This window comes from Pseudomonas nabeulensis (assembly GCF_004682045.1).
Lineage (GTDB): Bacteria > Pseudomonadota > Gammaproteobacteria > Pseudomonadales > Pseudomonadaceae > Aquipseudomonas > Aquipseudomonas nabeulensis.
Genome location: NZ_QUZT01000005.1, coordinates 114,351 through 128,618, shown reverse-complemented (window position 1 = coordinate 128,618; position 14,268 = coordinate 114,351). Strand labels below are relative to the sequence as shown.

Annotated in this window: 18 protein-coding genes; 15 read left to right on the top strand and 3 right to left on the bottom strand. The window is 62.5% G+C overall.

Translation table 11 applies throughout. From position 1 onward, the window contains the following. Positions 1–16: 16 nt before the first annotated feature. Positions 17–556 carry a molybdenum cofactor biosynthesis protein B gene (moaB, locus tag DYL61_RS04820; RefSeq protein WP_056857153.1) on the top strand — a complete coding sequence of 180 codons (540 nt, stop codon included), beginning with the start codon at positions 17–19 and terminating at the stop codon, positions 554–556. After that, positions 540–1,766 carry a molybdopterin molybdotransferase MoeA gene (locus DYL61_RS04815; RefSeq protein WP_135307417.1) on the top strand — a complete coding sequence of 409 codons (1,227 nt, stop codon included), beginning with the start codon at positions 540–542 and terminating at the stop codon, positions 1,764–1,766. The genes moaB and DYL61_RS04815 overlap by 17 nt, the downstream gene beginning before the upstream one ends. A 148-nt stretch (positions 1,767–1,914) precedes the next feature. Here DYL61_RS04815 and DYL61_RS04810 read toward each other — a convergent pair whose 3' ends face one another. Continuing rightward, positions 1,915–2,244, bottom strand: coding sequence for an EscU/YscU/HrcU family type III secretion system export apparatus switch protein (locus DYL61_RS04810; RefSeq protein WP_135307416.1), 330 nt, complete (start codon positions 2,242–2,244; stop codon positions 1,915–1,917). Beyond that, positions 2,241–3,818 (bottom strand): flagellar hook-length control protein FliK, encoded by a 1,578-nt coding sequence (gene fliK, locus DYL61_RS04805; RefSeq protein WP_135307415.1) that lies wholly within the window; start codon positions 3,816–3,818, stop codon positions 2,241–2,243. The genes DYL61_RS04810 and fliK overlap by 4 nt, the downstream gene beginning before the upstream one ends. A 266-nt stretch (positions 3,819–4,084) precedes the next feature. Here fliK and DYL61_RS04800 point away from each other — a divergent pair, with 266 nt between their 5' ends. The 12 genes from DYL61_RS04800 (at position 4,085) to phnN (ending at position 12,992) form a co-directional block, all read left to right on the top strand. Next, positions 4,085–4,564, top strand: coding sequence for a hypothetical protein (locus DYL61_RS04800; protein ID WP_135307414.1), 480 nt, complete (start codon positions 4,085–4,087; stop codon positions 4,562–4,564). A 255-nt stretch (positions 4,565–4,819) separates the two neighbouring features. Then, the gene (gene ccmA / locus DYL61_RS04795) at positions 4,820–5,455 is read left to right on the top strand and encodes a cytochrome c biogenesis heme-transporting ATPase CcmA (protein WP_135307413.1); all 636 of its coding nucleotides are present in this window, start codon (positions 4,820–4,822) and stop codon (positions 5,453–5,455) included. Continuing rightward, positions 5,452–6,120 (top strand): heme exporter protein CcmB, encoded by a 669-nt coding sequence (ccmB, locus tag DYL61_RS04790; protein WP_135307412.1) that lies wholly within the window; start codon positions 5,452–5,454, stop codon positions 6,118–6,120. Before ccmA ends, ccmB begins: the two co-directional genes overlap by 4 nt. Before the next feature lie 78 nt (positions 6,121–6,198). Continuing rightward, positions 6,199–6,954 (top strand): heme ABC transporter permease, encoded by a 756-nt coding sequence (locus DYL61_RS04785; RefSeq protein WP_135307411.1) that lies wholly within the window; start codon positions 6,199–6,201, stop codon positions 6,952–6,954. Further along, entirely contained in the window at positions 6,951–7,127 is a 177-nt protein-coding gene (ccmD, locus tag DYL61_RS04780; RefSeq protein ID WP_003172771.1) for a heme exporter protein CcmD, read from the top strand. The genes DYL61_RS04785 and ccmD overlap by 4 nt, the downstream gene beginning before the upstream one ends. Continuing rightward, complete coding sequence (ccmE, locus tag DYL61_RS04775) at positions 7,124–7,579, top strand: cytochrome c maturation protein CcmE (protein ID WP_135307410.1); 456 nt, start codon at positions 7,124–7,126, stop codon at positions 7,577–7,579. Before ccmD ends, ccmE begins: the two co-directional genes overlap by 4 nt. Positions 7,580–7,582: 3 nt before the next feature. After that, positions 7,583–9,571 carry a heme lyase CcmF/NrfE family subunit gene (locus DYL61_RS04770; protein WP_135307409.1) on the top strand — a complete coding sequence of 663 codons (1,989 nt, stop codon included), beginning with the start codon at positions 7,583–7,585 and terminating at the stop codon, positions 9,569–9,571. After that, entirely contained in the window at positions 9,568–10,104 is a 537-nt protein-coding gene (locus DYL61_RS04765) for a DsbE family thiol:disulfide interchange protein (protein ID WP_008434782.1), read from the top strand. Before DYL61_RS04770 ends, DYL61_RS04765 begins: the two co-directional genes overlap by 4 nt. Next, positions 10,101–10,574 (top strand): cytochrome c-type biogenesis protein, encoded by a 474-nt coding sequence (locus tag DYL61_RS04760; protein ID WP_135307408.1) that lies wholly within the window; start codon positions 10,101–10,103, stop codon positions 10,572–10,574. Before DYL61_RS04765 ends, DYL61_RS04760 begins: the two co-directional genes overlap by 4 nt. Then, positions 10,567–11,757 carry a c-type cytochrome biogenesis protein CcmI gene (gene ccmI / locus DYL61_RS04755; protein WP_135307407.1) on the top strand — a complete coding sequence of 397 codons (1,191 nt, stop codon included), beginning with the start codon at positions 10,567–10,569 and terminating at the stop codon, positions 11,755–11,757. The genes DYL61_RS04760 and ccmI overlap by 8 nt, the downstream gene beginning before the upstream one ends. 16 nt (positions 11,758–11,773) lie before the next feature. Then, complete coding sequence (locus DYL61_RS04750) at positions 11,774–12,169, top strand: hypothetical protein (RefSeq protein WP_135307406.1); 396 nt, start codon at positions 11,774–11,776, stop codon at positions 12,167–12,169. A 268-nt stretch (positions 12,170–12,437) separates the two neighbouring features. After that, positions 12,438–12,992, top strand: coding sequence for a phosphonate metabolism protein/1,5-bisphosphokinase (PRPP-forming) PhnN (phnN, locus tag DYL61_RS04745; protein WP_135307405.1), 555 nt, complete (start codon positions 12,438–12,440; stop codon positions 12,990–12,992). Here phnN and DYL61_RS04740 read toward each other — a convergent pair. After that, entirely contained in the window at positions 12,989–13,870 is an 882-nt protein-coding gene (locus tag DYL61_RS04740) for a LysR family transcriptional regulator (protein ID WP_135307404.1), read from the bottom strand. The two genes, phnN and DYL61_RS04740, sit on opposite strands and share 4 nt — an antisense overlap. 203 nt (positions 13,871–14,073) lie before the next feature. Between DYL61_RS04740 and DYL61_RS04735 the strand changes: the two genes are divergently transcribed. After that, positions 14,074–14,262 (top strand): type II toxin-antitoxin system HicA family toxin, encoded by a 189-nt coding sequence (locus DYL61_RS04735; protein ID WP_135307403.1) that lies wholly within the window; start codon positions 14,074–14,076, stop codon positions 14,260–14,262. Positions 14,263–14,268 lie beyond the last annotated feature (6 nt).

The following is a 14,268-nucleotide window of genomic DNA, read 5'->3' as shown; positions in this document are numbered from 1 at the left end:
ACAACCGGACCGTGCCATGAAAGCCAAGGCTGATGCGCCCTTCGTACCCCTGAATATCGCTGTATTGACCGTCAGCGACACCCGCACCTTGGACACCGACACCTCGGGACAAGTGTTCGTCGACCGTCTCACCGCCGCCGGCCACAACCTCGCCGAGCGCGTATTGCTCAAGGACGACCTCTACAAAATCCGCGCCCAGGTCGCCCACTGGATCGCCGAAGACGTGGTGCAAGTGGTGCTGATCACCGGCGGCACCGGCTTCACCGGCCGTGACAGTACCCCCGAAGCGGTAAGCTGCCTGCTGGACAAGCAGGTTGACGGCTTCGGCGAATTGTTCCGCCAGATCTCCGTGGCCGATATCGGCACCTCAACCGTGCAGTCCCGCGCGCTGGCCGGCCTGGCCAACGGCACGCTGGTGTGCTGCCTGCCAGGCTCCACCAACGCGGTGCGTACCGGTTGGGATGGCATCCTCGCCGAGCAGTTGGACAACCGCCATCGCCCGTGCAATTTCGTGCCGCACCTCAAGCAGGCCGAACCTTGTGAATCCCGTGGGTAAGCCCGGCAAGACCGGTGTCCTGATTCCGGTAGAGCAGGCGTTGCAACAGTTGCTGGACATGGCCGCCGCCGCGCCGATTCGAGAGCAGCAAACCCTGGCGCTGGCGGATTGCGATGGCCGCGTCCTCGCCCAAGACCTGGTCTCCACCCTCGACCTGCCGCCCTGGCCCAACAGCGCCATGGACGGTTACGCCTTGCGTGTGGCGGACTGGACCGGTGAGCCGCTGGTGGTCAGCCAACGTATCTTTGCCGGTGCTGCGCCCGAACCGTTGGCCGCCGGCACTTGCGCCCGGATCTTCACCGGTGCGCCGGTCCCCGAGGGCGCCGACTGCGTGGAAATGCAGGAAAACGCCGTGGTCCACGCCGATGAGCGCGTGAGCTTCACCGAGCCGTTGCAGATCGACCAGAACATCCGCCCCCAAGGCCAGGAAACCACCGTCGGCGAGTTGGTGCTCACGGCCGGTACGCGGCTGGGTCCGATCGAGCTGGGCCTTGCCGCGTCCCTGGGCCACGCTCAATTGAGCGTGATACGTCGCCCGCGTGTGGCGGTGCTGTCCACCGGTGACGAACTGATCGAACCAGGCCAGGCGTTGGGCCCGGGCCAGATCTACAACAGCAACCGCCGTGTGCTGTGTTCGTGGCTGGCGCGCATGGGCTGTGAAGTGATCGACGCCGGCATCCTGCCCGATGACCTGGAACAGACCCGTGCTCGATTGGCCGGCCTGAGCGCGGTTGACCTGATCCTGTCCACCGGCGGTGTGTCGGTGGGCGAAGCGGACTTCCTCGGCATCGCCTTGCGTGAAGAGGGCGAGCTGGCGCTGTGGAAACTGGCGATCAAGCCTGGCAAGCCGCTGACCTTCGGGCATTTTCGCGGCGTGCCGGTGATCGGCCTGCCGGGTAACCCTGCCTCGACGCTGGTGACCTTTGCGTTGCTGGCGCGGCCTTACCTGCTGCGCCGCCAGGGTGTGGCGGATGTGGAACCGTTGCGCTTCGAAGTGCCGGTGGGCTTCGAATGGCCCAAGCCGGGCAATCGTCGCGAATACCTGCGGGGGCGCATCGAGCAGGGCAAGGCGATTATCTACCGCAACCAAAGCTCCGGCGTGCTGCGCAGCGCGGCGTGGGCGGAGGGGTTTGTGGAGGTGTTGGAGGGGACGACGTTGGGAGTGGGGGATACAGTCAACTTCATTCCCCTGAGTGAAGTCTTTAACTAAACACCATTCCAAATGTGGGAGGGGCGGTGCGACGATTCGACTTGCCCCCGATGGCGGTGTGTCAGCCACTGATGTTTCATCTGACACTCCCTCATCGGGGGCAAGTCGAGTCGTCGCACCGCCCCTCCCACATGGGTTCTATGTACATTCAGTAGTCTTCGCCGCGCTCCGTCACGTCCCGCTCCACCGGCCCTGCATCCGGGTCATAGCCCACCGGGAATTTGCCCTTCAGTGTCCAGGCAAACGCAATGATCTCCGCCACCGTGCGGTACAACTCCTCCGGGATGCTATCGCCCAGTTCCATGCGCGCCAGCAGCTTCACCAACTCGGCATTCTCATAGATCGGCACTTCATTTTCCCGCGCCAATTTCAGGATCGCCTCGGCCAGGGCGTCGTCACCCTTGGCGGTCAATGTGGGCGCTTGCTGGCCGTCGTACTTGAGGGCAATCGCCTGGCGTGGCGGTGTGGGGTTCTTCATGCGGTTTCATCCACCCAGCGTTGCTCCAGTCCGGTTTTCGGCCCGCGTGGCGGGGTGCCGAGGTGGCAGTCGAGGTCGCCGACATTGATGCCGGAGGTCACCAGGCGCTCACGCAAGTTGCCCAGGTGGCTTTCGATGAGGCTGGCGGTGAACGGCCGGCTGGCCCACAACTGGCTGGACAGTTTGCCTTGGTTCAATTGCGCCTGGACCTGCAACGGCCCCAGCGGCTCCATGTCGAAAGCCAGTTCGACGCGCCAGAGCATCTGCTTGGGGTCTTTGCGCTCCTTGCGTTCGGGCTGGTCTTTATCCGGCGCCGGTTCTTCGCGCTGGAACTTGACCTGTAGCGGCACGATGTCTTGCAGCGTGCGCATCGGGATCTCCAATTGCCAGGTGGTTTGCAGGCGGCCGTCGGCGGTGGTGCCGGTCTGTTCCAGGCTCGACAGTTGATGGCTCTGCAAGCGCGAGATGGCGCCGGCGGCGAGGCGCAGCAGGTTTTCCAGGTCGCCTTCGCCTTCCAGTTTTGCCATCAGCCGTTCGGGCAACGGGAAGCCGGCCGGTGTCTGGCGGGCGCTGACCTGGCCGAGGGTGTTGAGCGGGCTGCGCACAAAGTTCGGCATCACTAGGGCCAGGGTGTTGGCGGCCAGGATCGCATTCAGATTGGTGCTGGCGGGCAGGGCGGGCAGCAGATCAGCCACCAGGCGCAGCAGCGCGCCTTTCATGTCCAGCGGTGGAACCCCAGGATTCTGCCCGGCAAGCAGTTTGGCTTCCAGAAAGGCCCCGCTGTTCTGCACCACTTGCGCCAGTATCTTGGGGTTACTGACCTGTGCCAGGTCGGGCAGGGCGGCGAGCAAGCGGTCGGCGGCGGCGCGTAGGTCGGCCGAGGTGCTGTCGCCGCGTGGCAGGTTTTGCAGGGCGGTGAACACCGCGTCCAGGGAACCTTGGCGGCTTTGCTGGGTGGCGAGTTGCTGGGTGACCGCCAACTGATCCTTGAGGCCACTCAGCGGCACAAAATTCAGGGTCTGTGCGTTCTGCACCACGGCACTGAGCAAACTCCCGACCCGAAGCGGCTGCGGGCTTTCCACGGTCAGGGTCGCGCCCGCCAAGGCGTTGTTGAGCACCGTCACCAGCGAACGATAAACCGCCGGTTGCGCCGTGCCCTGGGGCAGCATCTGGGTGGTCAATACCTTGGCTTGCAGCAGCGTGCCCACCGGTATCTGCGTGGTGTCGATACGGGTGAGGGCGGCCACATTGGCGCTCAAGGCTTGCTGCAAGGTCAGGGTCAGGTTGCCCGCCGGTGTCTGGCTCACCGCCACATTGCTGCCCAGCGGCAACGGCTGCGCGCTGCTGGCCTGCACCAAGGTCTGGCGACCGCCGTCGAGGGTCAACTTGAGCAGTAGCTGAAAGGCTTCACCGCCTTGTTTCAGGGCGATGACTTCGGCATTCGCGGTTTTTCCTGGTGCGATCAAGCCGATCTGCGGCTCCAGCAGTTTCAGCAATTCACCGCCCGCAGCCGGCGGGGCAGGCCCGGTCGCCGGGGCGGGTGGAAGCGTAGGGAGGTTGATCTCGCCGGTCATTGTGCCCATCGTCTCGAAGGAAATTGCCCTCTTTAGAGTAGGGCATCGCATGACTATTTGATTCGTCGCCCTGAAATCGCTCGCGAGCGCCGTTGTAGTTCTGTATCGACCAATTTGTCACCAGCTTGATCGAGCCTACAGCTATTAGGGACTTGTCCTGCGTAATGCACAATTGACCCGATAGCGCAGCGTACTAATATCTGAGCGCCGGAAAGTCACTGATCATTATCTGTTGACGAAACTCTACGCAGTTTTGCGAGGTTCTATTGCTCGATATTCTCCGTGGCACACCTGTTTGGGTTTATGCCGTTTTTTTGATGGTGACCTATTACGGCCTGGTTGCCTGCTTCAAAAATTACGAGTCCAGAAGGTCGTTGAAACTGACGCCCATGATATTTATCGCCATCTCCTTGGTGTCTTTGACATTCACTCAAGGCATCCTCATTCCGGTGTCGGCCTACACACTGGGTTTGTTGATGGGAGGGTTCCTGGCCGGGCGCGTGTATTCATATGGCGCCGTCAAGCGAGAGGGGGAGCGCTTGGTGATTGACGGCTCAGTCAAAGTGCTCGTTGTTTATTGGGTGTTTTTCGCCTGGCGTTACTACAACGGGTATCAAGTGGCGATCCATCCCGAGCTGGCTCAGCAAATCTACGTGATAGCTTGGTCATCGCTGGGCGCGGGGCTCATCAATGGTCTGATCATGGGGCGTAGCCTCAGGTTGCTACGCTTTTTCAGGCCGGCGTGAATAACACCACTGAGGTGGTATGCCCGCCGACTTCTTTCCCCGTCGTTCGTACGATCTTGAACACTGCATTGCGGGAAATTGCCCTCTTTAGAGTAGGGCATCGCATGTATAATGCCGCCCGTCTGCAAAGAGAGCGCTAAAAACCACACAACTAGTTGATCCAGCTCTCTAAAACCGGTCGCCAAAGCCGTTATTGTGCATCTCTCTTTAACGGCCGCTGCACCGCCGACTTGAACCGTAAAGGCCCGCGATCTTTTGACCAGCCCTCTTCTTGAAGCCGTAGCGCTTGCCTGTGAACGTGACCTGCGCCTGCTGTTCGAGCACCTCGAACTGCGGCTGGCGGGCGGCGATATGGTGCAGATCAGTGGGCCCAATGGCAGTGGAAAGACCAGTTTGCTGCGCCTGTTGGCCGGGTTGATGCAGCCGACCGCCGGTGAGGTTCGACTCAACGGCAAGCCTCTCAACGAACAACGCACGGAGTTGGCCCGCAACCTGATCTGGATCGGCCACGCCGCCGGCATCAAGGACGTGCTCACCGCCGAGGAAAACCTCAGCTGGCTTAGCGCCTTGCATCATCCTGCGTCCCGCGATGCGATCTGGCAGGCTCTCGCCGCCGTCGGCCTCAAGGGTTTTGAAGACGTTCCCTGCCACACCCTGTCCGCCGGCCAGCAGCGTCGCGTGGCCCTGGCGCGTTTGTACTTGCCGGGCCCGCCGCTGTGGATTCTCGACGAACCCTTCACCGCGCTCGATAAACAAGGCGTCGCCCAGTTGGAGAAGCACCTGGCCCAGCACTGCGAGCAGGGTGGCCTGGTCGTGCTGACGACTCACCACTCGATGACACGCATGCCCACCGGTTACCGTGACCTCGACCTGGGCCGGTGGTCGGCATGAGCGTATTTGCCCTGCTGGTCGCCCGCGAAGCGCGGCTGTTGTGCCGTCGCCCGGCTGAATTGGCCAACCCGCTGGTGTTCTTTGCCATCGTGATTGCGTTGTTCCCGTTGGCGGTTGGCCCCGAGACTAAACTGTTGCAAACCTTGTCCCCAGGATTGGTGTGGGTAGCGGCGCTTTTATCGGTGCTGCTCTCGCTGGACGGGCTGTTCCGCAGTGATTTTGAAGACGGTTCCCTGGAACAGTGGGTCCTTTCGTCGCACCCTCTGCCCCTACTGGTACTGGCCAAGGTGCTGGCACACTGGGCTTTTTCCGGACTGGCGCTAGTCTTGCTCTCGCCACTGCTGGCGATGATGCTGGGCCTGCCCACCGAGTGCCTGCCAGTGCTGCTTATATCCCTGCTGCTCGGCACGCCAACCCTCAGTTTATTAGGTGCAGTGGGGGCGGCGCTGACGGTGGGCTTGAAGCGCGGCGGCCTGTTGCTGGCCCTGCTGATTCTGCCTTTGTATATCCCGGTGTTGATCCTGGGCAGCGGTGCACTGCAAGCCGCGCTCATGGGCATGCCGGCCAGCGGTTACCTGCTGTGGCTGGGTAGCCTGACCGCGTTGGCGGTCACCCTGACACCCTTTGCTATAGCGGCCGGCCTGAAGATCAGCGTCGGCGAATAATGAGGTCTGGCTAAGCATTAGCCAGTAAAGACCCTGAGCTTTTCGCAACGACGAAAAGCCACCGTGATGGAAACAGCAATGAACTGGACCTGGTTTCACAAGCTCGGCTCGCCCAAATGGTTCTACGGCATCAGTGGCAAGCTGCTGCCGTGGTTAAGCCTCTTCGCCGTGTTGCTGATCGGCATCGGCCTGGTCTGGGGCCTGGCGTTCGCACCGCCGGACTACCAGCAAGGCAACAGCTTTCGCATCATCTATATCCACGTGCCTGCCGCGATGCTGGCCCAGTCCTGCTACGTGATGCTGGCCGTGTGCGGCATCGTCGGCCTGGTGTGGAAGATGAAACTGGCGGACGTGGCCCTGCAATGCGCCGCGCCCATCGGCGCGTGGATGACCGCCGTGGCGCTGGTCACCGGAGCCATCTGGGGCAAACCGACCTGGGGCTCGTGGTGGGTGTGGGATGCGCGACTGACGTCCATGTTGATCCTGCTGTTCCTGTACTTCGGCCTGATTGCCTTGGGCAATGCGATCAGCAATCGTGACAGCGCCGCCAAGGCCTGCGCGGTGCTGGCGATTGTGGGCGTGATCAACATCCCGATCATCAAATACTCGGTGGAGTGGTGGAACACCCTGCACCAGGGCGCCACCTTCACCCTCACCGAAAAACCGGCGATGCCCGTGGAAATGTGGGCGCCGCTGTTGCTGATGGTGCTTGGCTTCTATTGCTTCTTCGGCGCCGTATTGTTGATGCGTATGCGCCTTGAAGTGCTCAAGCGTGAAGCCCGCGCCAGCTGGGTCAAGGCCGAAGTGCAAAGCAGCCTGGGAGCGCGCGGATGAGTTTTGCTTCTTTCAGTGATTTTCTCGCCATGGGCCACCATGGCCTGTATGTCTGGACGGCCTATGGCATCTGCCTGGCGGTGCTGGCCCTCAACGTCGCCGCGCCGATCCTGGCCCGCAAGCGTTACCTGCAACAAGAGGCGCGTCGTCTGCGCCGGGAGACCGAAAAGTGAATCCGCTGCGTAGAAAGCGTCTGTTGATCATCCTTGCCATCCTGGCCGGCGTCGGCATTGCCGTGGCCCTGGCCTTGAGCGCGTTGCAGCAGAACATCAACCTGTTCTATACCCCGACCCAGATCGCCAACGGCGAAGCGCCGCTGGACACGCGCATCCGCGCCGGCGGCATGGTGGAGAAGGGGTCTCTGAAGCGTTCCAGCGATTCCCTCGACGTGACCTTCGTGGTCACCGACTTCAACAAGGCCGTGACCATCACCTACCGCGGCATCCTCCCGGACCTGTTCCGCGAAGGCCAGGGCATCGTCGCCTTGGGCAAACTCAATGCCGACGGCGTGGTGGTGGCCGATGAAGTGCTGGCCAAGCACGATGAAAAATACATGCCGCCGGAAGTCACCAAGGCGCTCAAGGACAGCGGCCAGTCCGCGCCAAAGCCAGCGAAGGAGGGCTAAGTGATGACGTCTGCACTGTTTATTCCGGAACTGGGTCACTTGGCGATGATCCTCGCGCTGTGCTTTGCCATCGTGCAAGCCGTGGTGCCGCTGCTGGGCGCCTGGCGGGGTGATCGCTTGTGGATGAGCCTGGCGCAGCCGGCCGCGTGGGGGCAGTTCGCGTTTCTGGTTTTCGCCTTCGGCTGCCTGACCTATGCCTTTATGACCGACGATTTTTCCGTCGCCTATGTGGCCAATAACTCCAACAGCGCCTTGCCCTGGTATTACAAATTCAGCGCCGTGTGGGGCGCCCACGAAGGCTCGTTGCTGCTGTGGGCGTTGATCCTCGGTGGCTGGACCTTTGCCGTGTCGGTGTTCTCGCGCCAACTGCCGCAAGTAATGCTGGCGCGGGTGCTGGCGGTGATGGGCATGATCAGCATCGGTTTCCTGCTGTTCCTGATCATGACCTCCAACCCGTTCAGCCGCATCTTGCCGCAGGTTCCGGCGGACGGGCATGACCTCAACCCGTTGCTGCAAGACATCGGCCTGATCGTGCACCCGCCGATGCTCTACATGGGCTACGTCGGTTTCTCCGTGGCTTTCGCCTTTGCCATCGCCGCGCTGCTCGGTGGTCGCCTCGACGCCGCATGGGCGCGCTGGTCGCGGCCGTGGACCATCGTTGCCTGGGCGTTCCTCGGTATCGGTATCACCCTCGGCTCCTGGTGGGCCTACTACGAACTCGGCTGGGGCGGCTGGTGGTTCTGGGACCCGGTGGAAAACGCCTCGTTCATGCCCTGGCTGGTGGGCACGGCGCTGATTCACTCGCTGGCGGTCACCGAAAAACGCGGCGTGTTCAAGAGCTGGACCGTGTTGCTGGCTATCGCGGCGTTTTCCCTCAGCCTGCTCGGCACTTTCCTTGTGCGGTCGGGCGTGTTGACCTCGGTGCACGCGTTTGCGTCCGACCCGGAACGCGGTGTGTTCATCCTGATCTTCTTGCTGTTTGTGGTCGGCGGTTCACTCACGTTGTTTGCACTGCGCGCCCCGGTGGTCAAGAGCCAGGTCGGCTTCAACCTGTGGTCGCGGGAAACCCTGCTGCTGGGCAATAACCTGGTGCTGGTGGTGGCCGCGTCGATGATTCTGCTCGGCACCCTGTACCCGTTGGTGCTGGACGCTCTGAGCGGCGCCAAGCTGTCCGTCGGCCCGCCGTATTTCAACGCGTTGTTCATTCCGCTGATGGGCTTGTTGATGGTGGTGATGGCGGTCGGTGTGCTGGTGCGCTGGAAAGACACCCCGGTGAAATGGCTGGCAGGCATGCTGATGCCTGTGCTGCTGGGCAGCGTGGCGCTGGCGGTGATCGCCGGTATCGCCTACGGCGACTTCAACTGGGCGGTGCTCGCGACCTTCCTGCTGGCGGCCTGGGTATTGCTGGCCGGTGTGCGGGATATCTTCGACAAGACCCGCCACAAAGGCCTGATCAAAGGGCTACCAAGCCTGACCCGCAGCTACTGGGGCATGCAGATCGCCCATATCGGCATCGCCGTGTGCGCCCTGGGCGTGGTGTTGTCCAGCCAGAACAGCGCTGAGCGCGACCTGCGTTTGGCGCCGGGCGAGTCCATGGACCTGGCCGGTTACCACTTCATCTTTGAAGGTGCCAAACACTTCGAGGGCCCGAACTTCACTTCCGACAAAGGCACCGTGCGTGTGGTGCGCAACGGCAAGGAAGTGGCAGTGCTGCACCCGGAAAAACGCCTGTACACCGTACAGAGTTCGATGATGACCGAAGCCGGCATCGACGCCGGTTTCACCCGCGACCTGTATGTGGCGCTGGGTGAACCGCTGGGCGACGGCGCCTGGGCGGTGCGTGTGCATGTGAAGCCGTTTGTGCGCTGGATCTGGTTCGGCGGCTTGCTCACCGGTTTCGGTGGTTTGCTGGCGGCGCTGGATCGGCGGTATCGGGTCAAGGTCAAGAGCCGGGTGCGTGAAGCCCTCGGCCTGCAAGGAGCGGCGGTATGAAGCGTTGGTTGATGGTCTTGCCGCTGGCGGCGTTTCTGGTGGTGGCGGTCTTCCTGTATCGCGGTTTGTACCTGGACCCGGCGGAGCTGCCTTCGGCGATGATCGGCAAGCCGTTCCCCGCGTTCAGCCTGCCGACCGTACAGGGCGATAAAACCCTGACCCAGGCCGACCTGCTGGGCAAGCCGGCGCTGGTCAACGTGTGGGGCACCTGGTGCATCTCGTGCCGCGTCGAGCATCCGGTGTTGAACAAGCTCGCCGAGAAAGGCGTGGTGATCTACGGCATCAACTACAAGGACGACAACGCCGCCGCCTTGAAATGGCTGGCCGAGTTCCACAACCCGTACCAGTTGGATATCCGCGATGAAGACGGCAACCTCGGCCTGAACCTCGGCGTGTACGGCGCCCCGGAAACCTTCTTTATCGACGCCAAGGGCGTGATCCGCGACAAGTACGTCGGTGTGATCGACGAAGTGGTGTGGCGCGAGCAACTGGCCGCCAAGTACCAGGCGCTGGTCGATGAGGCCAAGCCATGAAGCGTCTGTTAGCCGCTGCGGTATTGGCCTTGGGCTTGGCCGGCGTGGCCCACGCCGCCATCGACACCTATGAATTCGCCAACGACGCCGAGCGCGAGCGTTTCCGCGACTTGACCAAGGAACTGCGCTGCCCCAAATGCCAGAACCAGGACATCGCCGACTCCAACGCGCCCATCGCCGCCGACCTACGCAAGGAAATCTTCCGCATGCTGGGGGAGGGCAAGGACAACCAGCAGATCATCGACTTCATGGTCGACCGCTACGGTGATTTCGTGCGCTACAAACCGGCCCTCACCGGCAAGACCGCGTTGCTCTGGTTCGGCCCCGCTGGGCTGTTGCTGGCCGGTGTGGTGGTGATGGCCGTGATCGTACGCCGTCGCCGCGCCGCGCCTGCCGATGGTTCCGACGCGCTGTCCTTAGATGAGCGTAAACGCCTCGACCAATTGCTGGACACCAAGACTGATGATTGATTTCTGGCTCGCAGCCGGCTTGCTGCTTCTGATTGCCCTGAGTTTCCTGTTGATCCCTGTCCTGCGCGGCCGCCGCGCCCAGCGTGAAGAGGACCGTACCGCGCTGAACGTGGCGCTGTATCAGGAACGCGTCGCCGAGCTGCAAGTGCAGCAGGATGAAGGCGTGCTAAACGCCGCCCAGCTCGACACCGGTCGCGCCGAAGCCGCCCGCGAATTGCTCGCCGACACCGAGGGTGTGGAAAAGCCCCGTGAATCGCGTTTGGGCAAGCCGCTGCCGTTGTTTGCCGCGATCCTCGTACCCGTATTGGGCGTTGCCCTGTACCTGCATTTCGGCGCCAGCGACAAGGTTGAACTGACCCGCGAATTTGCCCGGCCACCGGTGTCCATGGAAGACATGACTCACCGCCTGGAACGCGCCGCCGCCGCCCAGCCAGACTCCGCCGAAGGCCTGTACTTCCTCGGGCGCGCCTACATGGCCCAGGACCGTGCTGCCGATGCCGCCCAGGTGTTCGAACGCACGGTGGCCCTGGCCGGTCGCCAGCCCGAGTTGCTCGGCCAGTGGGCGCAGGCCCAGTATTTTGCCGACAATAAACAATGGTCGCCCAAGGTCCAGGCGTTGACCGACGAGGCGTTGAAGCTCGACCCCAAGGAAGTCACCAGCCTCGGCCTGCTCGGCATCGCTGCATTTGAAGGCCAGCGTTACCAGGAAGCCATCGACTACTGGAATCGCCTGCTGGCCCAATTGCCACCAGAGGACAACTCCCGTGTTGCGTTGCAAGGCGGCATTGATCGGGCCGCGGAAAAGCTGAAAGAAAGCGGCGGCACCGTCGTCCAGGCGCCCAAGGCGGTTCTGAAAGTGCGCGTGGATTTGTCCGCCGAGGTGAAGGCCAAATCCCTGCCTACCGACAGCGTATTCATCTTCGCCCGTGCCGTCGCCGGCCCACCGGCGCCGCTGGCAGCCAAGCGCGTCACCGTGGCTGAACTGCCGGTGACCGTCGAACTGGGCGATGCCGACGCGATGATGCCGCAGTTGAAACTGTCGAACTTCCCCGAAGTCCAACTGGTTGCGCGCATATCCCGGGCCGGTCAGCCGACCACTGGCGAGTGGATCGGCCGCAGCCAACCCTTGGCCAGCACCACCACTGCGTTGCAGCAGCTGACCATCGACCGTCCGGATCAGTAATTTCGAGGAAACGCCCATGACCGCATTTGCACGCATCACCTTGCTCAGCCTGGTACTCGGCCTGAGCGCTTGTGCGGTCCACCGGCCACCTCCCGCACCCACCGGCCCGACCATCCCGCCGTCGGGCCCATCGACCCAACCCAGCACCAAACCCTCCGGCCCGGTGACCCCGCCACCCAAGCCCGTCCCGACGTCATCACCGACCTTCGCCCCGCCGCCGGGCGCGGCGAGCCACTGGGACGGGACCATGAAGGTCTACGTGCTGGAAGACCAGCCCGACACCTTCTACCGCCAGCGCACCTACTATCGCTGGAGCAACGGCTGGAGCCGCTCCATCAGCCCGAATGGCCCGTGGGAAGACACCAACGTGCAGGGCGTGCCGCCGGGGTTGAGCAAAAAATACGCGCAATGACAAAAGGCGACCTTCGGGTCTAATGCCAGTCAGTTAAGGGTGAGCACTGTGGCGAGGGAGCTTGCTCCCGCTGGGCCGCGAAGCGGCCCCTGCTCTTTGTTTTAAAAGACTGGGACTGCTACGCAGTCCAACGGGAGCAAGCTCCCTCGCCACAGGTTATTTTTTGTCCTTTCGACCTCTTAACACAGGTCAAATATTCATCAGCTTGGCCGCAATCGCATTCCGCCCCGCCGGCTCGTTGATCATCGCCAAGACAGAGGACGCAATGATGGCAGGCAGGTTGATCTATCTCATCGGGCCTTCAGGCTCCGGCAAGGACAGCCTGCTGGACGCCGCACGCCCGCGCTTGGCCGAGCGCGGCTGCCGTATCGTGCGCCGGGTCATCACCCGTTCGGCGGAAGCCGTGGGCGAGGCGGCACAAGGGGTGAGCCCGGCGCAGTTTGCCGTGATGGAGGCTCAGGGCGCGTTTGCCCTGAGTTGGCAGGCGAATGGGTTGTCCTATGGCATCCCCAAGGACATCGACGCCTGGCTGGCGGCGGGAGACGATGTGCTGGTCAACGGCTCACGCGCGCACCTGGCGCAGACCCGCGAGCGATACCCGGCATCGTTGGTGCTGCTGTTGACGGTTGACCAGGCCGTATTGCGCCAACGCTTGATCGCACGTGGGCGGGAGTCGTTGGCAGATATTGAGGAGCGCTTGGCACGGAATGCTCGGTTCACCGCGCAGTTGATCGCCGATGACGCCACGGGCGTATTCGTGCTGGACAACTCCGGGCCGCTGGAACATACCGTCGAGCGCTTGCTGCATTGCCTTAACGTCTAACGATTCAACAGTTGCTCTACGTAGTCCACGAACGCCCGCGCCTTGGCACTCGCCATTCGGCCGGTGGGAAACACGGCCCATAAATCCCGTGCCGGCAGTTTCCAGTCGTTGAGCACGGTCTTTACTTCTCCGCTGGCCAGTTCCGGCGCAAACATCCAGCTGGACGACAACGTCAGCCCCAAATGGCTCAGGACACCGGCACGCACACCCTCTGCCGCGGTGACGCGCAGGCGGCCGTGGGCAACCAGTGGGTACTCGGTCTCGCCTTGTGTGAAGGTCCAGTGCGCGCCTTCGCCACGGGTATAGATCACCGCTTCATGTTGCAGCAAATCTGCCGGGGTGGCGGGTTCGCCGAAGCGTTCGAAGTAGGTGGGGGTGCCCAGGATGACGCAGGGTGATTGGCCGATCTTGCGTGCGGTAAGGCTTGAATCGTTCATGTTGCCCATGCGCAGGGCGACGTCGATGCCTTCTTCCACCAGGTTGAGGCTGCGGTCATCGAGCACCACGTCCACATTCAATTCGGGGTACTGCGCAAGGAAGGCGCCCAGGTGAGGAATGATGTGCATCCGTGCGAACGTCACCGCCGCGCTGATACGCAAGTTGCCGGTGAGCCCGGCCCCCGCGCCTCGGGCGGCGTCATCCGCTGCGTTGGCTTCGTCGATGGCGCGGCGGGCTTTCTCGAAAAAAGCCAGTCCCGCTTCGGTCGGCGTCAGGCCCCGCGTGGAGCGCAACACCAACCGTACCGCCAGGCGCGTCTCCAACTGCGCGATGCTCTTGGAGACGGCGGGCTGGCCGATGCCCAGGCGCTTGGCGGCAGCGGAAAACGAGCCGGTTTCGACCACGTGGACAAAGGTTTCCATGGCGGTGAGGCGATCCATCGGGTGGTCCTATTCGATACGGCCAAGTTGATTCGACGCCCAAGCCTAGGGCGAAGGGCTGTCGGTGTCACCCGCTTCTCGCTTTAAGCGGGCGGACTTTTCAATATGCGGCAAAACAACCGCCAGTCAGTTTGGAGAAAGTTGTGCTTGAGTAAAGGTAACTCCAGAGTTATTTTTATTCGGGCCAAGCCAAGGAGGCGGCGGTGCAAAGCAGGGTATTGATCAAGGAACTGCAAGAGGCAGGTTGGGTGCTGGATCGGGTTACGGGCAGTCATCATATTTTTACCCATCGCTATAACCCGTACACCATTCCCGTGCCTCATCCCAAAAAGGGCCTGCCCTTGGGCACCGTCAGAAGCATCAGGAAACCTGCCGGCTTGTTTGATTTTTAAGGAGAG

Bases quoted from the DNA above. Each gene is read 5' to 3' on its own strand.
- DYL61_RS04785 (WP_135307411.1), top strand. From the start codon at position 6,199: ATGAACTGGACCTGGTTTCACAAGCTCGGCTCGCCCAAATGGTTCTAC.
- DYL61_RS04765 (WP_008434782.1), top strand. From the start codon at position 9,568: ATGAAGCGTTGGTTGATGGTCTTGCCGCTGGCGGCGTTTCTGGTGGTG.
- DYL61_RS04760 (WP_135307408.1), top strand. From the start codon at position 10,101: ATGAAGCGTCTGTTAGCCGCTGCGGTATTGGCCTTGGGCTTGGCCGGC.
- ccmD (WP_003172771.1), top strand. From the start codon at position 6,951: ATGAGTTTTGCTTCTTTCAGTGATTTTCTCGCCATGGGCCACCATGGC.
- moaB (WP_056857153.1), top strand. From the start codon at position 17: ATGAAAGCCAAGGCTGATGCGCCCTTCGTACCCCTGAATATCGCTGTA.
- ccmB (WP_135307412.1), top strand. From the start codon at position 5,452: ATGAGCGTATTTGCCCTGCTGGTCGCCCGCGAAGCGCGGCTGTTGTGC.
- DYL61_RS04740 (WP_135307404.1), bottom strand. From the start codon at position 13,870: ATGGATCGCCTCACCGCCATGGAAACCTTTGTCCACGTGGTCGAAACC.
- DYL61_RS04770 (WP_135307409.1), top strand. From the start codon at position 7,583: ATGACGTCTGCACTGTTTATTCCGGAACTGGGTCACTTGGCGATGATC.
- ccmI (WP_135307407.1), top strand. From the start codon at position 10,567: ATGATTGATTTCTGGCTCGCAGCCGGCTTGCTGCTTCTGATTGCCCTG.
- fliK (WP_135307415.1), bottom strand. From the start codon at position 3,818: ATGACCGGCGAGATCAACCTCCCTACGCTTCCACCCGCCCCGGCGACC.
- phnN (WP_135307405.1), top strand. From the start codon at position 12,438: ATGGCAGGCAGGTTGATCTATCTCATCGGGCCTTCAGGCTCCGGCAAG.
- DYL61_RS04810 (WP_135307416.1), bottom strand. From the start codon at position 2,244: ATGAAGAACCCCACACCGCCACGCCAGGCGATTGCCCTCAAGTACGAC.
- DYL61_RS04750 (WP_135307406.1), top strand. From the start codon at position 11,774: ATGACCGCATTTGCACGCATCACCTTGCTCAGCCTGGTACTCGGCCTG.